Raw genomic sequence first — 18,624 nt, 5'->3', positions numbered from 1 at the left:
TTAAAAATATATTAGTATTATTATGATATAATTAAACATCAAATAGAAAATACAGGATTGGAGGCTTTTTTTTGATTGAAAATAATCTAATATATTTTTTAAAAAAAGAAAAACTACTATTTTTTTTAATTTTTCTTTTTATAATATTGATAATAATTACCAGACCACCTTATGAAAAAATTCTAAATTTCATAGATTGGAATACTATATTTTTTTTATCCGGACTTTTGATAATTACTACATCTATGAAAAACAGTAATTACTTTTATTATATTGCTGAACATTTATCCAATAAAATACATTCAAAAAGAATTCTTTCTATTTTTCTTGTATATATGTCTGCATTATTATCTATGATTTTAACGAATGATATTGCTTTATTTTTGATAATACCATTTACAATTGAATTGAAAAAAATAGTGAATTTTGATTTTCCCAGAGTTATTATTCTGGAAATTTTGAGCGTAAATATAGGTTCATCACTTACTCCCATCGGAAATCCGCAAAATATATTTCTATGGCATTATTTTGATATAAATTTTATAGAATTTGTTGTTAAAATGATGCCAATTGTTTTCTTACAAATAGCTTTAATCACTATATTTTCTTTTTTTATGATTAGAGATGAGAAATTAGAAATACATCTAAAAGAAGAAACATATAATAAAAGAAAGTTTTACTTTTCTATTTTTTTACTAATTACTTTTATTATAATATCAAAAACGCATTTCCTTTTTCCATTTTTTATCCTTATATTTATTTATTATCTTATTTTTGACAAATTCAGTATTTATAAAACTGATTGGAACCTTATATTAGTTTTTATTTTGTTCTTTATAAATTTTGGAATTATTTCAGAAGCTGAGTTTATAAATTTTTTAATAGAAAAAATAAATCTAAATCAAAATTTGAATCTTTTTTCTTTTAGCGTTTTGCTATCGCAATTTATCAGTAATGTACCTGCTACAATTTTTATTTCAAATTTTTCAGATAACTGGAGGATAATAAGTTATGGAGTAAACATTGGCGGTATAGGTTTTATTTTAGGTTCTCTTGCTAATATAATTGGTTTAAGATTATCTAAAATAGATAAAGGGTTTAAAGAATTTCATAAAATTTCTATTCCATTTTTTCTTATTATATTTCTTACAATATATTATATATTGTCATAATACTGCATATTAAAAAAGCAAGATAAGCAAATACACCTCAGGTAATGTCTAATATTTAAAAATTATTATAATACAAAATTTCACTCAATTTCTTTCTTTCATATTTTGGTTTAATATCATCAGAATATCCTATTGGTAGTATAACTTCAAGCTTATAATTTTTTGGAATGTTTACAAATTTAGAAACTTCATTAAAATTTGTTGGTGTATAAGTTACCGTTGACAATCCTTTTTCCTCCAAAGCCAGTAATAAATACCCTATTGAAAGCCATAATGACTCGCTAGCAAAAGGTGATCTAACATAAGAAAAGGCTAATAATAAATATGGTGCTTGAGTTAAAAATTCTTTTTTCCAGGAAAAGCCTTTTTCTTCAAGCCATTTTCTTAATTTCCCTTTTGATTTTTCATAGAAAGCTTTTTCTCCCTTTTCACAAATTTCTCTAATTTTAACTTTTTTATCTATTTCATCAATTAATAAAAATTTCCATGGTTGATCATTTTTACCAGACGGTGCTTCCTTTGCAACATTCAAAGCATATTTAATATCCTCTAAAGACGGTATATCTGTTTTAAATTTTCTTACAGTTTTTCTTTTTTTCGCCAATTCATATATATTCATCTTATCTCCCCCCTACTTAAAATAAAAAACTAAATTTTTACCATTTGCATTTCATCAATTATCACTCCAATGAAATTATATTATAACATATTTCCTATATCTTTTCTATAATACATATTTTTAAATTTTATCTTTTGTAAAGAATTATATGCTTTTTCTCGTGCTTTTTTAATATTATCATCATATTCCACCACAGAAAGAACTCTTCCACCATCTGTTAAAAGTTTCCCGTTTTTCAATGTTGTACCAGCATAAAAAATCTGAGAATTAGTATCAATTGTAATTTCAAACCCTTTTTCATAACTAAAAGGATAACCTTTTGATACCGCTACTACGCAACAGGATATTTTATCCTTCCATTTTATGTCTATTTTATTTAGCTCTTTACTATATGTTTTTTCAAATATTTCCATTAAATCGTTTTCAAGTAATGGTAATATAGCTTGAGTTTCTGGGTCACCAAATCTTACGTTATATTCTAAAAGATAAGGTTCATTATTTTGAATAATTAGGCCTATAAACAATATACCGTTATAATTTAAGTTCTCTTCTTTTATTCCAGTTATTGTAGGTTTTATAATCTTATTTTCTATTTTTTTCAATAAATCTTCATTTAATTTTGGATGGGGGGATATTGCGCCCATGCCACCAGTATTTGGTCCTTTTTCTCTTTCGTATATTTTTTTATGATCCATAGCTGTCTGAAATAGTTTATAATTCTCACCATCAAATAACACAAATACAGACATCTCATAACCTTTCAAGTATTCTTCAATAACAACTTTTTTTCCTGCCTCAGAAAATATTCCATCAATCATAAAACTCTTAAGAGCAACCTTTGCTTCATTATAATCGTTTACTATAATAACCCCTTTACCCGCTGCAAGTCCATCAGCTTTTATTACCACTGGAAATTTCTTGTTTTTTAAATATAATAGAGCATTGTCAATATCATTAAAATCTTTATATTTTGCAGTTTGAATGTTATATTTTTTAGCAAATTTTTTAGCATATATTTTACTTCCTTCCAGTAAAGAAGCTCTTTTATCAGGACCTATAATTTTTAAATTTTCTTTTTGAAATTCATCAACAATGCCATCAATAAAATATTTTTCTGGTCCTACTATTGTAAAATCTATTTTATTATTTTTCACAAATTTAATTATTTCTTCAATTGAATCAATTTTTATATTTTCGCATTTATTTTCGATATTTGTCCCAACATTTCCGGGAATACAAAATATTTTTTCTATTTTTTCGCTTTTTGATAATTTCCACGCAATTGCATGCTCTCTTCCACCATTTCCAATTATAGTCACTCTCATTTTTTCACCTCATTAATGTTTAAAATGTCTCATATATGTAAATACCATAGAAATTCCAAGTTTTTCTGCTGCCTTTATTGAATCTTCATCTCTTATTGATCCTCCCGGTTGAATTATAGCTTTTATTTTATATTCTCCAGCTTTTTTTACAACATCATCAAATGGGAAAAAAGCATCTGAAGCTAATACTATTCCATCTTTAGCTCTATCCAAAGCATCAATTGCAGCCCATATTCTATTTGGTTGTCCCGAACCTATTCCTTTTGCCATCTTATTTTTCGAAACAACTATAGCATTTGATTTTGCATATTTTACTATTTTGAATGCAAAAATTAATTCTTCCATTAATTCCTTTTCAATTTTATTATTTGTTACAATTTCAAATTTTTCAAATAATTTTACATCTCTTTCTTGTACCAATATACCTCCATCTATTGATGAATATTCAAGTTTTTCAATAGGTGGAATGTTAGCTTTTATTATCCTTAAATTTTTTTTCTTTTTTAAAATTTCAAGTGCTTTATTATCAAAATCAGGTGCTATAATAACCTCTAAAAATATTTTTTTTATTTCTTTTGCTGTATCCTCTGTAACTTTATTATTAAATGCAACAATACCTCCAAATATTGAAATGGGGTCACATTCATATGCTTTTTTATATGCTTCATAATTTGTTTTTCCAACAGCAACACCACATGGAGTTTGATGTTTTACAGCACAACAAACCTTTTCATCAAATTCATTAACAATTTTCCATGCAATATCTATATCTTTAAAATTATTATAAGATAATTCTTTTCCATTTAATTGTTCAAAATTTTTGAAAAAACCGTTTTCTATAACATTTTCATAAAACATAGCCTTTTGATGAGAATTTTCTCCATATCTCAATTCACTTTTCTTTTTTAATGGCAATGTCATATATTCAGGGAAATCTATATTTAGTATTTTATTGAAATAAGAAGATATAATAGAGTCATAATAAGCAGTTAAATTAAATGCTTTTGATGCAAGGTATAACCTTGTTTTATAATTGGGATTTTTAATACTTTCTATTATTAGATCTATATCGTCTGGATCAACTAAAATTATTGTATTTTCAAAATTTTTGGCAGCTGCACGAATTAATGTTGGACCACCTATATCTATATATTCTATTAATTGTGCTGTGTTTAAATTTTCTTCCATTTTTTCTTTAAAAGGATAAAGGTTTACATAAACAAAATCTATCTTTTTTATATTTAAATTTTCAATGGTCTTTTTGTCTTCTTTTGTATTTCTGGCTAATATTCCTCCATGAATTTTAGGATGCAAAGTTTTCACTCTGCCATTTAATATTTCTGGAAAATCTGTTATATCTTCAACGCGAATAACTTTAAATCCGTGATTTTCTAAATATTTTGCAGTATTTCCAGTTGAAATTATTTCATATTCATTTTCAATTAAAACTTCAGCTAATTTTTCTATATTTTCTTTATAATAAACAGAAATAAGTGCTCTTTTCATTTTCTCCTCCTATATTTTTCTTAGAATTTTATCTATTACCTTAGGATATAATCTATGTTCTATTTTATGAATTTTTTCTTCAAGACTTTCTAAGGAATCGTTGTATTCCACTTTTACCACTTCCTGAGCTATAATCTTACCTCCATCTAACTCATTATTTACATAATGCACGGTAATTCCAGTATATTTAACACCATAATCTAAAGCTTTTTTTATTGCATTCAACCCTTTAAATGCAGGAAGTAAAGAAGGGTGTATATTTATTATTTTATTGTTAAAATATTCTACTATATATTCAGGTAATATTTTCATAAATCCAGCTAATACTATTAAATCCGGATGTTCTTTTTTCAAATATTCAAATAATTTTCTTTCAAAATCTTCTCTTTTTTTAAAATCTTTAAAATTTACTATTTCATAATCTATATATAAATTTATGGCTCTTTGTAAAACAAAAGCTTTTTTATTGTCACTTATTAATTTTATTTCATATCTATTCCTTAATTTTTTTACTATTGCTTCAAAATTCGAACCATTACCAGATGCAAGAACAACTATTTTTTTCTTCATATTATCGCCTTCCTAAAATATTAATTCTACCTTTCTTTTTCCTTTTGTTATTTTACCAAGTTCTATAATTTCTTCTTTATATTCAGAAAGTTTATTTTTAACCATATTTAATTTATCTGGACTTACAACATAAATCATTCCTATTCCCATATTAAATACTTTAAATGCCTCTTTTATAGAAACTCCTGCATTCAATATATCAAAAAAAACTTTATCTAAAGTCCAGTTAACATACACTTTGGCACTTAATTCTTCTGGAATTACTCGAGATAAATTTTCTTCTATACCTCCACCTGTTATATGTGCTGCAGCATTTATAAATTTCCTTATTGATAGAGTTTGATTAACCATTAACTTCGTTGGAGTGATTAATCTTTCTGAAAATTCTAAAACTCCGTCATTTAATAATTTTCTGATTAATGAAAAACCATTTGAGTGTATACCACTAGATTTTATTCCTATTAATATGTCACCTTCTTTTACATTTTTTTTTCCTAAAATTTCATTTTTATCAACTATACCAACTCCAAAACCTGCAACATCTACTCTATTGTTTATCAATAATCCAGGTAATTCAGCCGTTTCGCCACCAATTAGTCTGCAGTTAACGCTTTCTAATACATCAATTAATGAATTCAAAAATTCCGAACCATCAATATTGTTTAGCTTTCCTGTTGCATAATAATCAAGGAAAAATAAAGGTTTCGCTCCAACACAAACAAGATCATTTAATACCATCGCTACGAGATCTTTAGCTATAATATCCCATTTTTTTCTTTCTTCAAGCAAAATCATTTTTGTTCCTACTCCATCTGTACTTGCGACTAATATGGGATTATCATAATTCTTTAAAATATACTTAATTGGAAAAAGACCAGCATACATTTCAGCATTCTCTTTTAATTTATCTTTTATATTATTGATCATTTTATTTGCTTCATCTATATTTACGCCACTATTTTTATAATTCATCATGCACCTCCATAAAACAATGAAAACAATAATTGTTATAGTCTTCTTTTAAAATCTTTCTTATTCCTTCAAGGGAAGTGTATCCTAAAGTATTCGCACCTATTTCCTCTTTTATTTCTTTCACTTTTTTACCAAATGCTATTAATTCTTTTTTTTCTGGTATATCCACACCCCAATGACAGGTATTAACAACTTTTGGACTTGCGATTCTTACATGAATTTCTTTTGCGCCCGCATCTTTTAACATAGTTATAATTTTTTTCATTGTGGTTCCTCTTACAATTGAATCATCAACTAAAATTACTCTTTTCCCTTTTATAACAGGAGAAATTGGAGGCAACTTTCTTCTAACACCAATTTCTCTATCTTTTTGATTTGGATTTATAAATGTTCTGCCAACATATCTATTTCTCATTAATCCCATTTCTATAGGTATTTTACTTTCTTTTGAATATCCTATAGCTGCAGAAAAACCACTATCAAGCACAGGAACAACAATATCTGCATCAATTGGATTTTCCATGGCACATAATTTCCCTAATTCTTCTCTCATTAAATGTACATTTCTCCCAAAAATATTAGAGTCTGGCCTTGCAAAGTATATATGTTCAAAGAAACAAAATCTTTTTTTATTACTCTCAATTTTGTATTTTTTTATCCCGTGAGCGGAAAATTCTATTGCTTCTCCGGGTAATATTTCTTTTATGTTTTTATAATCTGGATTCAAAAAATTAAATCCACTGTCTTCCGATGAAATAAAATATCCATTTTCTGATTCGTAATAATATAATGGTCTATATCCATATTTATCACGTATCGCTATAATTTTATCCTTAAATAATAATAACAAGGAATATGAAGGAGATACATATTTAAATATTGTTCTGGCTATATCTTTTAAAGTCCATTCTAAAATATTTTTACTTAGATTTTTTATTAATATATGTAATATTAATTCAGTATCGCTTTCAGTTAAGAATATCGTGCCATTTTCTTCTAATTCTTTTCTTAATTTTTCCGAATTTTCTATCTGCCCATTATGCGCAATTGCAAAATGTTCGTTTCTAAACCTAACATGAAATGGTTGAGAATTTTGAATTTCAGATTTACCTTTGGTAGAATATCTAACATGACCAATTGCTATATGACTATTTATTTTTTTTACTATCCCATTACTAAAAATATCCGCAACCATTCCCATCTTTTTATAGACTTTAATCTCATTATTCTTTTCATAAGCTATGCCTGCAGATTCTTGACCCCTATGTTGAAGAGATATTAGTCCTTCAACTATATATGGAATAGCATTACTTTTATTTTCCAAAAAAACACCAAAAATACCACATTCTTCCATTAGCATAATCATTCCTCCATATATGATTCAATAGATTTAAAATATGTATTGTATAATTCCTTAAAACTAAATTTTTCAAAACCTAAATTAATTCCATAATCAGCCGACATAACTTCTCCAATTTTTTTATAATCAATATTGTAATCTTTCAAATATTTTTCAAAGATTTTTTCTTTTTCAGGAGATATTGAAACAATAAATCTTGATTGGTTTTCTCCAAATAATTCCTCAATACTGTTACCTATATAACCATTAAATCCTTTTCCACCATTTAAAGCTGATTCCAATATAGCAATTGCTATACCGCCTTTTGATACATCATGAACAGATTTAACAATTTTATTCTTTATTAACTCTAATATTGTTTCATATAAATTTAATTCTAATCTTTCATCTATAATGTCTATCTCTCCACCAACAAAATTTTTTAAAATTTTCTGATATAAACTACCGCCTAACTTTCTTTTATCCAGTTCAACTTTTCCTATTAAATAAACTTTATCAAGATTGTCTTTAAACGTCATGTCAATAATATTATCCACATTCACTTCTCCAACCATGCCAATTACAGGTGTTGGCAATATTGATTTATTTTCTGATTCATTATAAAAACTAACATTACCACCAGTTACAGGAACATCGAGAACTTTACATGCATGTGATATCCCATCTATACTTTTTTCAAATTGCCACATAACCATATCATCTTCAGGATTACCAAAATTCATATTATCAGTAATTCCTAACGGTTTTGATCCAATAGAGACGAGATTCCTTGCCGCTTCAAAAACGATATTTTTACTTCCTTCAAATGGATTAATATATGTATATAAACCATTTCCATCGATTGTAACTGCTATTCCTTTTTTTGTATTTTTTATCCATATTACAGAAGCATCTGCTTTCCCTGGAATAATTAAAGTATTTGTTCCTACTTTATAATCATATTGTTCGAATATCCAGGATTTATTCGCTATATTCAGATTACCTAACATCTTAAATAAAGCTTCTTTTAAATCAATATCTATTTTTACACTTTTATTTTTTATTTTTGATATATACTCGGGTTCTTTTGTTTTTCTATACATTGATGGTGCATCAACAAGGGCAGAAATAGGCATTTCTGATAATAAATTTCCATTTTTTAAAATTCTTATATTCTTTCCTTCTATAGTTTTGCCTATTACTGAATAATCCAAAAAGTATTTTTTTGCAATTTTTTCTATTTCTTTTTCTTCCCCGGGTTCAACTAAAAATAGCATTCTTTCCTGAGATTCTGATAACAATATTTCCCATGGTTTCATGTTCTTTTCTCTCAAAGGAACCTTTTCCATATATAATTCACAACCAAGATTTCCTTTAAAAGACATTTCTGATGAAGAACTCAAAATACCAGCAGCTCCCATATCCTGACATGCCAAGACCCCTCTTAAACTTAATATTTCAAGAGTTGCCTCGATTAAATTTTTTTCAGAGAATGGATCTCCTACCTGAACAGAAGGTCTTTCGTCTTTTCCTGAAAGTTCTTTAGATGCAAATGACGCTCCGTGAATACCATCTCTTCCTGTTTTTGAACCAACATAAACATATAATTTTTCTGATGAATTAGCTTTTGATGATGCTAATTTGTCTTTTTTCACCAAACCCACACACATAACATTTACAAGTGGATTTGAATCATAACTCTCATCAAAAAATGTTTCACCTGCGATTGTAGGAACACCTATTGAATTGCCATATCCACTTATTCCAGAAATAACACCCTCAAAAATATTTTTTGATTTTACACTAGTTCCAAACCTTAATGAATCAAGTAAGGCTACAGGTCTTGCGCCCATTGCCAAGACATCTCTAACTATTCCACCAATACCTGTCGCAGCTCCTTGATAAGGTTCTACAGCACTGGGATGATTATGGCTTTCCACTTTAAAAACAACCGCATAATCGTCTATTAAAACATATCCTGCATTTTCATTTTCAATGTTCTTGGGTAATTTTTTTAATAATTCTTTTGAATGCTTATAACCACAATGCTCAGACCATTGAGCAGAAAACATGTATATTTCCAGTTCATTAGGTTCTTTGTTTAAAGTCCTTTTTATTTTTTCATATTCAAATTCCTTTAAACCAACTTCAACATAAAAATTATTCATTTTCTAAAGACCTCCTGATTGAAAGTAAAATTTCTAATCCATCACCATTCCCTAAGATTTTTAATGAATTTCTTTCAGGATGTGGCATCATTCCAAGTACATTAAAAGTTTCATTATATATTCCTGCTATATTTCCAATGGAGCCATTTGGATTTTTAATATACTCAAAAGCTATTAAGTTTTTATTTTTTAATTCTTCGTAATTTTCTATATAATAGTTTCCTTCTGAGTGAGCTATAGGAATGGTTAGACTATCTTTTGTTATATATCTTGAAAATGCCGTTTCTCTATTAATTGGTTTAATATCAACATCTTTGCATATAAATTTTAATGAATTATTTTTTGTTAAAGCACCTGATAATATTTCAGCTTCTGTTAATATTTGAAAACCATTACAAACTCCAAGAACAAAACCATTTTCGTTTAAGATATATTTTTCTATTTGTTTCATAACTGGAGAAAATTTAGCCAATGCTCCAGCTCTCAAGTAATCTCCATATGAAAAACCGCCAGGGATAAATATCAGATTATAATCTTTTATATTTTCATAATCATGCCATATATATTCTGTTTTGAATCCAGCCATGTTAAGGGCAAATTCTGCATCTCTATCACAATTACTACCAGGAAAGACTATAATTCCAGCTTTTATCATATTTCTATCTCCTTTAACAATTTTAATTCAAAATTTTCTAAAACAGGGTTTATTAAAGAATTATAAGTTATTTCTTTTGCAATTTTCTCTGCATTATCCTTGTCTTTTGCTGTTATTTCAAATGTAATTAATTTTCCAAATCTAATATTATCAATAGGATATTCCAATCTTTTCAATACTTTTTGTGTCGCACTACCCTGAGGATCCAGAATTCCATCTTTTAATATAATCAATACTTCAAAGAAAAACTTTTTCATAAATCTATCCTCCTTAAAAATTCGGAATATTTATCAATAATATCTCCTTTTTCTTCTCTATAAACATCTTTATCAAGTGACTCTAAAGTTTCTTTATCCCAGAATCTACACGTATCTGGAGAAATTTCATCTCCCAGATATATCTTTCCATTATTAATTCCGAATTCAAGTTTATAATCAACAAGAATAATATTTTTTGAAATCAAAAAATCTGATAATATTGTATTTATTTTTAAAGAATAATATTCTAATTTATTTAAAATATACTCCTCAACCAATTTTAAAGATAATATAACATTTCTACAAATCATCGGATCTCCTAAATCATCATTTTTTAGTGAAAATTCAACAATTGGTTTTTCTAATTTTATACCTTTTTTAATTCCATATCTTTTGCAAAAACTTCCTGCAGTATAGTTTCTTATAATAATTTCAAGGGGAATAATATTCAGTTTTCTTGCAATAAATGCATTTTCATTTAAATCTGAAATATATTGTGTGGGAAGACCTTTTTCTTCAAACATTTTAAAGAAAAATGTTGATATTTTTTTATTTATTTTACCTTTTCCAAGAATAGAATCTTTTTTCTCTCCATTAAATGCTGTGACATCATCTTTAAAATAAATAATAACTTCATTTTCACCATTTTCATATACTTTCTTTGCCTTTCCTTCGTATAATAAATTTAAATTTTGTATATTCATTATTTACCCTCCAATTCCAAAATTCTTTTTGCAAAATAAGCTGCATTTTTCATTCCATGATTACCAATACCCATTGTTCCAACAGGAATACCTTTTGGCATTTGAACAATTGAAAGAAGAGCATCAACACCATTTAATGGACCAACATCGCGAGGAACCCCAATTACAGGAAGAGAGGTTAAAGAAGAAACAACACCAGGAAGAGCAGCTGAAAGGCCTGCAACAGCAATAATTACTTTAAAGTCTGGAGATAAATTTTTCATATAATTTGTTAATTCAATGAGATTTCTATGAGCACTATAAACTTTAAATTCATATTCTACATTCCATTCCTCAAAAAGTTCTAACGCCTGTTTTACAAAATTTTCATCTGATTTACTACCTGCAATTACCAATACCTTTGGCATAATATTCCTCCTTTGATAAAAATAAATTTTAAAAAAAACAAAAACGCCTCTCAGGAAGAGAGGCGTGATTAATATAAAATCCACACCCCTCTTCCTGTAGTCAAGCAGTTTACGGCTGCCTGGTAGAGACTCCTGAGCCATATTCCCAGGATTATACAGGAAGAGGATGTACAATATTCAATTTTTATTTCCTTACAACGCGATTCTATCAAAAAAAATATTAAAATGAAATATATTTAAGATTAAAATAAAATGAATTCATTAAATTTTATACTCCATTTAGAATTTACATAAATTCAATAATTATTTCCTTGACATTTAAACTTTTTTCTGGTATTATATACTTCGGTTGCGAAAGAAACTGTAATTGAATTGCCCCCATCGTCTAGCGGCCTAGGACATTGGCCTTTCACGCCAAAGGCACGGGTTCAAATCCCGTTGGGGGCGCCAGAAAAAACGAGTGGGTGCTTAGCTCAGCTGGGAGAGCGTCTGCCTTACAAGCAGAAGGTCGTAGGTTCGATCCCTGCAGCACCCACCATTTTATTAGCGGCCAGGTAGCTCAGTTGGTAGAGCACTGGACTGAAAATCCAGGTGTCGACAGTTCGATTCTGTCCCTGGCCACCACGAAAATCCCCGATTTTTCGGGGATTTTTTTGTTTTTTTATACTAAATTATTTTTTATCCATTTTTTCATCTTTTTTTATTCTTTCTTTATACAATATATATTCCTGCTTTTTGTTCTTTTTAATATTTTTGCTACTTTTATTGTTGTCAGGTAAACAATTATTTTTTTGTAGTTGTTTGATGAATCAAGTCATCTCAAAGTTTTTTGCCAATTATTTATAAAACATTTATAATATAAATTTAATAATTCTAATATAAAGATAATATATTGATATTTTTTTATAACATTTAGTAATTAAAATATAATAAAATATTAATATGTTATAAATTTTACTAATTATTAACTATAACTTTTTTTTTTTTTTTACTTTTTAAGTATATAATAATAATGTATTCATCCGGATGATGCAAATTTATCCAAGGAGGGGATTTTATGAATGCTGTATATTTATCTACAGGCACTGCAAATGGTTCGTATTATGCGGCAAATAATAACAAAATTCTGGGGAATGGAAATACATCTACTACAGTTGATGCTGGTAGTTATTCGGAGCGTTATAATAATACTATAACTATTCAGGGCACTGTACAAGGTATTCAAGGAACGGGCGGCGGCGGCGGAACAGCTGATATTTTAAAACTAACACATAGATGAAGCATATTTTTAAATAGCTTTGAATCTTATAATAAGGAATTTTTATTATTACCACTATTTTATAATAAAAATAAAAAAGTTTTTTCCCCTACGCATTTTATTGCAAATTTTTATTTTTAAGGTGATAATATGAAAGATATTATTGACTATATTAATATGACTATATATATTTTAGGTTCTATATTTATAAAAAATTTATCTAAAATATATGATCTAAATACCTATTATAACTTTTTTAGCAACGGTTTTTATATAATATTTGTTATCGAATCGTTATTAATAATTTCATTTTTAAAGAAACCATCCATAAAAAATGAAATAAAAAAAACTTTTAAACTTAAAAAGTTTTATATTCCATTTTATATTATTCTTTTAATAATTATAGTTTATTTTTATTTAAAGTATTTTTTCATTAGAAAAGCTCTTTTTTTTACTCTGATTATTGGTGGCGTTAGTGAAGAATACTTTTTTAAAGCGTATCTTTTTAATTCGTTTAAAGAAAAAAAATACAATATTTTATTAATTTATATAGCTTTATCATTAGCCTTTACATTGTCTCACTATTCAATACAAACTTTTAAAATACCATATAATTTTAAACTTTTTGAATTTACATTTTTATATCAATTTTTCACATTGATTTTCTATACTTATGTAAAAGATATATATATATTATCAGGAATTCATATAATAGTAAATCTTTTTTCGTTAAAATGAAGGAGGCTATTTTCAATGAGAAAAAATCTTTTTTTAATTATCTTTATATTTATTTTACTTATACCCTCGATATATATAATAAAAAACACATCTGTAAAAAAAATGTATTCTTTTAAAAATCTTATTAATTCATCTTATATGTTTAAGGATAATAAAGGGAATATATATGTAGGATTTAGAAATAATAAATTATATTCATTTTCAAAAAATTTAAAAAAAAATTGGGAAAAAAATTTTGATTCAAACGTTTTAAGTTTTATACCTTTAGAAGATAAACTAATATTAACAACCAATAATTCTAATTTATATATGTTAAATTTAAAAGGTAAAGTTCTAAAAAAAATAAATTTTGATTATAAGTTTATAATTTTAAAAGGGAAAATAACTGATAATAAATTTATAGTTTTATATCAAGATAAAAATTATTTACCATCATTAGGTGAAATGATTATTGAAAATTCTGGAAATATTCAAATAAATGAGTTTTCCTTATATTTAGATACTTATATATCAGCTTATGAATACTTAAAAATATATCCTTTAAATAATAACGATTATTTTTATTTCAAGAAAACAAAAGATACTATTATCAAAGTTATTATATCTCATGATGAGGAAAAATTACCTTATGTGAAAAAGGTAATTCCTATAAAAACCGCTTTTATTATAAAAGATCCGAAATACATAAAATATGGGTTTCCTATTTATTACAACGAAAAAATTCTTTTTAGCATAAACAATTTTTTTTATATTCAAAATACCAAAGATAAATCAGAAATATTTATAAATTTAGAAAATTATTATAAATTTAAAGATTATAAGCCGAAAATTAATTCGAATATCATTTATTATATTAACAATTCATATTTTACTACAAATTTTGGCGATTTATTTGAAGTTTCAATTAATAGTGGGAACGTTAAAAGATACAAAATAAAAGCTTATGGTGATAGCAGTTTAATAAAAAAATATGGAAACAAATTATATATTTTATCTGGAAATAATTTTATTATCTTTGACACAAAAGATAAAACTATTAAAAGAAAAGAGTTTGGTGATAGTTATTTTAATTTTGTCATTATTGATGAAAATAATATTATTTTAATAAATAATGGTTTAATGTCTAAATTACTAAATTTATAATTTAATAAAACAAATGCCCTTATATAAGGGCATTTGTTTTATTCTACAAGATATATCTTAGCTTCTCCAGGATTCAAATTCACATTAAGCCATGCGCCTTCATCCCATTTAAAATCACATTTTCTATAATTTTCCAGTAATAAACTAATTCTATGATTTCCTCGCCATGTATGATAACCTAAATCCACACCAAAAGATATTGCTTTATCAAAATTCAGATTAACAGGTATTAATAAGCCATTATTTCCATTCCAGTAAAAAATTGAAAATACTTTATCCATATGCTCAATATATCTATAATTGCTTATATTTGTTATTAAATCAATATATTCTTTCTTTATTTTTCCAAGAACGGTTAATAATCTAACCATATGTTTGTCCACATCCCAGTGAAGGGCATAATAATCAAAAAATGCTAATTTTCCATAAAACGGATCTGTAGGTTTTAAATACTTATATCTCGCCTCTTCTGGTTTTTCAAAATCGAGCCCTAAATTCATAGGTTGTTTTTCAAAAATTTCACTTCCTGAATTTATAACGGTAATTCCATTTGGCATAAACGTATTTACAACTGCTGATAATTTTGAAAATAATTCTTTACCGTCTCTTGTTACAGCTCTTGGAGAATCTGGAGTTTCTGATGTCGCAAATGACGGGAGTTCTAAATTTGGCATAATATCTCTAACAGTTTTTATAAACCAGCTTTCTTTATGTCTAGGTTCTGCCCACCATGTATTTCCTAAAATAGCATCATAACCGCTTAGTTTAGCTTTCTTATGATTGTCCATAGCTAATTCTTCAGCGATAATTGCAAATGACGGGTCATAATTTTTTGCATTTGAAATGATTCTATGTTCTAATTCTTTAGGTAATGCATGCCCCATGTCGAGCCTTGCGCCATCTATGCCAAAATTTTTCTGAAAATATGGCATAATATTGGAAATCATATCCCATAATTTCTCGTTTTTTTGCGTTCCAGGGAATTTACTTGATTTTACAACGTCATATAAAACATATGGTGGTTGTTTTTCAGGATTTTCCAGATATTTTTCAGCTTCTTTTGGATGGCTTAGATATAATCTCAAAAAAGTTACATCATCCCATGTTGGTTGTGGATCATTTATCCAATCAGAAAAACCAGGAACAGTAATAATTTTAAATTCTTTGACAATTTCTTCCAAAAAATCAGGGTTATTTTTATTAGCTTTTACAAAATTTTCCCATTTTTCGGGGTTTGTGATGTTGGGTGCCCATCTGAACTTTTTCAAATGCTTTTTTACATCAGCATTAGAGTATAAAATGGGAAGATTTTCTATAGATGGTTGTTCAAAATCAAGATTCTCAATTTTCGGGGGTTTGTATGAAGATAATTCTTTTATATCAATCCAATAAAACCAATCTGGATGTTCCAAAATTAGATTATTGTCTCTTGAGGCTGTCCTCGGAATAAAATCTAATATTATTCTCATCCCTAACATATGTGCAGCTTCAACGAAAGCAGAAAATTCTTCATCTGGAGTGAAACGTGTCAACAATGGGTCATGATAATCATTTTCAACATGATGAAAACTTTTTACTGCATAGGGAGAACCAACTTCACCTTTTTTAAATTTGTTGCTGGACTGTGTTATTGGTAATAAATAAATTGTATCAACATTGTATTGTTTTAAATATGGTAGTAAAGCTATCATTTTTAGAAAGGTGCCACTTTCTCTATATCCAAGATCATCATCGGGTTTAAAATAAGCAGAGTTAATATCGTGCTGGTAAGCAGAGGTCATTCTAACATGAGCACTATATATAATTGATTTTTTTAACCACTGTGTTGTTTTTTCCTTTGTTATAAAAGATAAAGGTTTGGAATAATCATTATTTTCGTCTGCGTTATTTAGTATTTTTTCTATTATTTTTGAAAAATATTCATATGGATTTACAACAAATGTTCTTCCTTTCAATCTTATATTTCCTTCATAATCATCTGGCATCCATCTTTTCGGAATAGCATAGTTTATTTTCCCCTTTTCGACTTTTTCGATGAGAAATTCATATAATTCCTTTAATTTTTTCATTGCTAAACCCTCCCACCATAATATATAACCATAATGTATAAAAAAATGGCGGAGGCGGTGGGACTCGAACCCACACGAGGGTATAACCCTCACCGGTTTTCGAGACCGGCTCCTTAGCCAATTCGGAACACGCCTCCGTTTATTGTAATTATATTTTAACAGAAATAAGTTATTTAAATTTGAAGCTTTAATTAAATTTATTGTTATATCAATGAAAAAATAGTATTATTTGGACTCAAAAACCATAAATCGTCAAATTTAAACTTTGAAAAAATTTTCATATCTATTATAATATATTTTGTTTGAAAATTCAATTTTAAAAATTCAATATGCCGGGAGGTTTATTATGGAAGAAAAAGAAATTGTGTTAAAAGACAAACTCAGAGAACCATTTTTGTTTTTAATTATATCTTCTCTGATCTTTTTTCCTGTAATGAATTATATGGGATTAAGCAATTTTTTTAAAACTTTGATGTCTACAGCGCATGATTTATTGTTAAATACTGTATTTTTTATAATGGCTGTTGCAGTTTTGACGAGCGCATTTGGTAATGTGTTATCAGAATTTGGTGTTGTATTTCTTTTAAATAAATTACTCTCTAAATTAATGAAACCTTTATATAATCTCCCGGGAGCTTCTGCTCTTGGAATTTTGACCACATATTTATCTGATAATCCTGCAATATTATCTTTAGCTCAGGATAAACAATTTACAAAATATTTTGAAAAGTGGCAAATTCCTTTATTATGTAATTTAGGGACATCTTTTGGTATGGGCTTAATTGTAACAACATTTATGATTGCACAATCATCTAATATGGGAGAAAATCTTTTTCTGCCTGTATTATTAGGTAATTTTGGTGCTGTAATTGGTAGTATTATTAGTGTAAGGATTTTTTCTATTTATACAAAAAAATATTATAAAGATTTTAAACATGTTCAACATTTAGAGAATGTTGAATATTGGAATGCAACAAAAGGAAGTGTAATATCAAGGCTAATAGATGCTTTACTTGAAGGTGGTAAAACAGGTGTAGATTTAGGATTATCAATAATACCTGGAGTATTAATAATAAGTACTATTGTAATGATGTTTACCAATGGACCTAAAGATCCCTTAATTGGATATCAGGGATTACCATATGAAGGTGTCCCAATTTTGCAATGGATAGGATCAAAATTGGATTTTATTTTAAATTTTTTATTTGGATTCAAATCGCCTAAATTAATAGCTTTTCCATTAACCTCTTTAGGCTCAACTGGAGCAGCATTAGCTTTAATTCCCAAATTTATAGAAACAAATTCCATACATCCAAATGATATAGCTGTTTTAACCGCTATTGGAATGACGTGGAGCGGATATCTTTCCACTCATATAGCAATGATGGATTCTTTAAAAGCGAGAAACCTTGCAAGTAAAGCAATCCTTTCACATACAATTGCTGGTATCATTGCAGGATTCATAACCCATTTATTATATATTCTTATTTTCTGAATTCATAGGTATATTATATAATCAAATAATTTTTGAAATAAACAAAAAATAAGTCACAGTTATCTGTGACTTATTTCAGACTGTCGACAAAGTCCAAGTAATCCTGGTATAATAAAAATAGGGATTACTTGGATTTTTTTTTGGAGGTGAAAGAAGTGATCACCAAAAGGAAAAGAGATGCAAGAAGACAAATAGAGATGGTAGCAATAGAGGATTTGGTGCCGGAA

At 27.2% G+C, this 18,624-nt stretch carries 17 protein-coding genes, 4 tRNA genes and 1 riboswitch; of the genes, 8 read left to right on the top strand and 13 right to left on the bottom strand.

The genetic code is table 11. The features are described 5' to 3' along the window. Window positions 1-71 precede the first annotated feature (71 nt). Window positions 72-1,172: an SLC13 family permease gene (locus tag X275_RS06495; protein WP_047268076.1), complete on the top strand. Its 1,101-nt coding sequence runs from the start codon at window positions 72-74 to the stop codon at window positions 1,170-1,172. Window positions 1,173-1,227: 55 nt separating this feature from the next. Here X275_RS06495 and X275_RS06490 read toward each other — a convergent pair whose 3' ends face one another. The 11 genes from X275_RS06490 to X275_RS06440 all read right to left on the bottom strand — a co-directional run bounded on the left by X275_RS06490 (window position 1,228) and on the right by X275_RS06440 (window position 11,694). Continuing rightward, window positions 1,228-1,791 (bottom strand): nitroreductase family protein, encoded by a 564-nt coding sequence (locus X275_RS06490; protein WP_047268075.1) that lies wholly within the window; start codon window positions 1,789-1,791, stop codon window positions 1,228-1,230. An 80-nt stretch (window positions 1,792-1,871) separates the two neighbouring features. Then, complete coding sequence (purD, locus tag X275_RS06485) at window positions 1,872-3,116, bottom strand: phosphoribosylamine--glycine ligase (RefSeq protein ID WP_047268074.1); 1,245 nt, start codon at window positions 3,114-3,116, stop codon at window positions 1,872-1,874. A gap of 12 nt (window positions 3,117-3,128) precedes the next feature. Beyond that, a complete protein-coding gene (gene purH / locus X275_RS06480) occupies window positions 3,129-4,622 on the bottom strand; it encodes a bifunctional phosphoribosylaminoimidazolecarboxamide formyltransferase/IMP cyclohydrolase (RefSeq protein WP_047268073.1) in 1,494 nt (497 codons plus the stop codon). 9 nt (window positions 4,623-4,631) lie between these two features. Further along, window positions 4,632-5,192, bottom strand: coding sequence for a phosphoribosylglycinamide formyltransferase (gene purN / locus X275_RS06475; protein ID WP_047264783.1), 561 nt, complete (start codon window positions 5,190-5,192; stop codon window positions 4,632-4,634). A gap of 12 nt (window positions 5,193-5,204) precedes the next feature. Beyond that, window positions 5,205-6,164, bottom strand: a complete 960-nt coding sequence (gene purM / locus X275_RS06470) for a phosphoribosylformylglycinamidine cyclo-ligase (RefSeq protein ID WP_047268072.1) — start codon at window positions 6,162-6,164, stop codon at window positions 5,205-5,207. Then, window positions 6,154-7,524, bottom strand: a complete 1,371-nt coding sequence (purF, locus tag X275_RS06465; protein ID WP_052913699.1) for an amidophosphoribosyltransferase — start codon at window positions 7,522-7,524, stop codon at window positions 6,154-6,156. The genes purM and purF overlap by 11 nt, the downstream gene beginning before the upstream one ends. A 2-nt stretch (window positions 7,525-7,526) precedes the next feature. After that, complete coding sequence (gene purL, locus X275_RS06460; RefSeq protein ID WP_047268070.1) at window positions 7,527-9,671, bottom strand: phosphoribosylformylglycinamidine synthase subunit PurL; 2,145 nt, start codon at window positions 9,669-9,671, stop codon at window positions 7,527-7,529. After that, on the bottom strand, window positions 9,664-10,323 hold the full coding sequence (gene purQ / locus X275_RS06455; RefSeq protein ID WP_047264965.1) for a phosphoribosylformylglycinamidine synthase subunit PurQ: 660 nt from the start codon (window positions 10,321-10,323) through the stop codon (window positions 9,664-9,666). The genes purL and purQ overlap by 8 nt, the downstream gene beginning before the upstream one ends. After that, window positions 10,323-10,583: a phosphoribosylformylglycinamidine synthase subunit PurS gene (gene purS, locus X275_RS06450; RefSeq protein WP_047264779.1), complete on the bottom strand. Its 261-nt coding sequence runs from the start codon at window positions 10,581-10,583 to the stop codon at window positions 10,323-10,325. Before purS ends, purQ begins: the two co-directional genes overlap by 1 nt. Then, on the bottom strand, window positions 10,580-11,281 hold the full coding sequence (gene purC / locus X275_RS06445) for a phosphoribosylaminoimidazolesuccinocarboxamide synthase (RefSeq protein WP_047268204.1): 702 nt from the start codon (window positions 11,279-11,281) through the stop codon (window positions 10,580-10,582). The genes purS and purC overlap by 4 nt, the downstream gene beginning before the upstream one ends. 5 nt (window positions 11,282-11,286) lie before the next feature. Continuing rightward, entirely contained in the window at window positions 11,287-11,694 is a 408-nt protein-coding gene (locus X275_RS06440; protein ID WP_047264778.1) for a 5-(carboxyamino)imidazole ribonucleotide mutase, read from the bottom strand. A 77-nt stretch (window positions 11,695-11,771) separates the two neighbouring features. Beyond that, window positions 11,772-11,873, bottom strand: a riboswitch (purine riboswitch). 195 nt (window positions 11,874-12,068) lie between these two features. Between X275_RS06440 and X275_RS06435 the strand changes: the two genes are divergently transcribed. The 6 genes from X275_RS06435 to X275_RS06410 all read left to right on the top strand — a co-directional run bounded on the left by X275_RS06435 (window position 12,069) and on the right by X275_RS06410 (window position 14,833). Next, window positions 12,069-12,144: transfer RNA gene (locus tag X275_RS06435), tRNA-Glu, on the top strand. A 12-nt stretch (window positions 12,145-12,156) separates the two neighbouring features. Next, window positions 12,157-12,232 (top strand) — tRNA-Val (locus X275_RS06430). 10 nt (window positions 12,233-12,242) lie between these two features. After that, window positions 12,243-12,318 (top strand) — tRNA-Phe (locus X275_RS06425). Window positions 12,319-12,751: 433 nt separating this feature from the next. Continuing rightward, the gene (locus X275_RS06420) at window positions 12,752-12,973 is read left to right on the top strand and encodes a hypothetical protein (RefSeq protein ID WP_047268069.1); all 222 of its coding nucleotides are present in this window, start codon (window positions 12,752-12,754) and stop codon (window positions 12,971-12,973) included. Between the two features lie 129 nt (window positions 12,974-13,102). After that, a complete protein-coding gene (locus X275_RS06415) occupies window positions 13,103-13,690 on the top strand; it encodes a CPBP family glutamic-type intramembrane protease (RefSeq protein ID WP_047268068.1) in 588 nt (195 codons plus the stop codon). A 15-nt stretch (window positions 13,691-13,705) separates the two neighbouring features. Beyond that, window positions 13,706-14,833 (top strand): hypothetical protein, encoded by a 1,128-nt coding sequence (locus tag X275_RS06410; protein WP_047268067.1) that lies wholly within the window; start codon window positions 13,706-13,708, stop codon window positions 14,831-14,833. Window positions 14,834-14,871: 38 nt separating this feature from the next. Here X275_RS06410 and X275_RS06405 read toward each other — a convergent pair whose 3' ends face one another. Continuing rightward, a complete protein-coding gene (locus X275_RS06405; RefSeq protein ID WP_047268066.1) occupies window positions 14,872-16,902 on the bottom strand; it encodes an alpha-amylase family glycosyl hydrolase in 2,031 nt (676 codons plus the stop codon). Between the two features lie 46 nt (window positions 16,903-16,948). Then, a tRNA-Ser gene (locus X275_RS06400) sits at window positions 16,949-17,039 on the bottom strand. A gap of 209 nt (window positions 17,040-17,248) precedes the next feature. Here X275_RS06400 and X275_RS06395 point away from each other — a divergent pair. Further along, the gene (locus X275_RS06395; protein ID WP_047268065.1) at window positions 17,249-18,397 is read left to right on the top strand and encodes a CD0519/CD1768 family membrane protein; all 1,149 of its coding nucleotides are present in this window, start codon (window positions 17,249-17,251) and stop codon (window positions 18,395-18,397) included. The last annotated feature ends 227 nt before the right edge of the window (window positions 18,398-18,624 follow it).

It is taken from the genome of Marinitoga sp. 1197 (genome assembly GCF_001021165.1).
Classification (GTDB): domain Bacteria; phylum Thermotogota; class Thermotogae; order Petrotogales; family Petrotogaceae; genus Marinitoga.
This window is presented reverse-complemented; position numbering and strand designations above follow the sequence as displayed.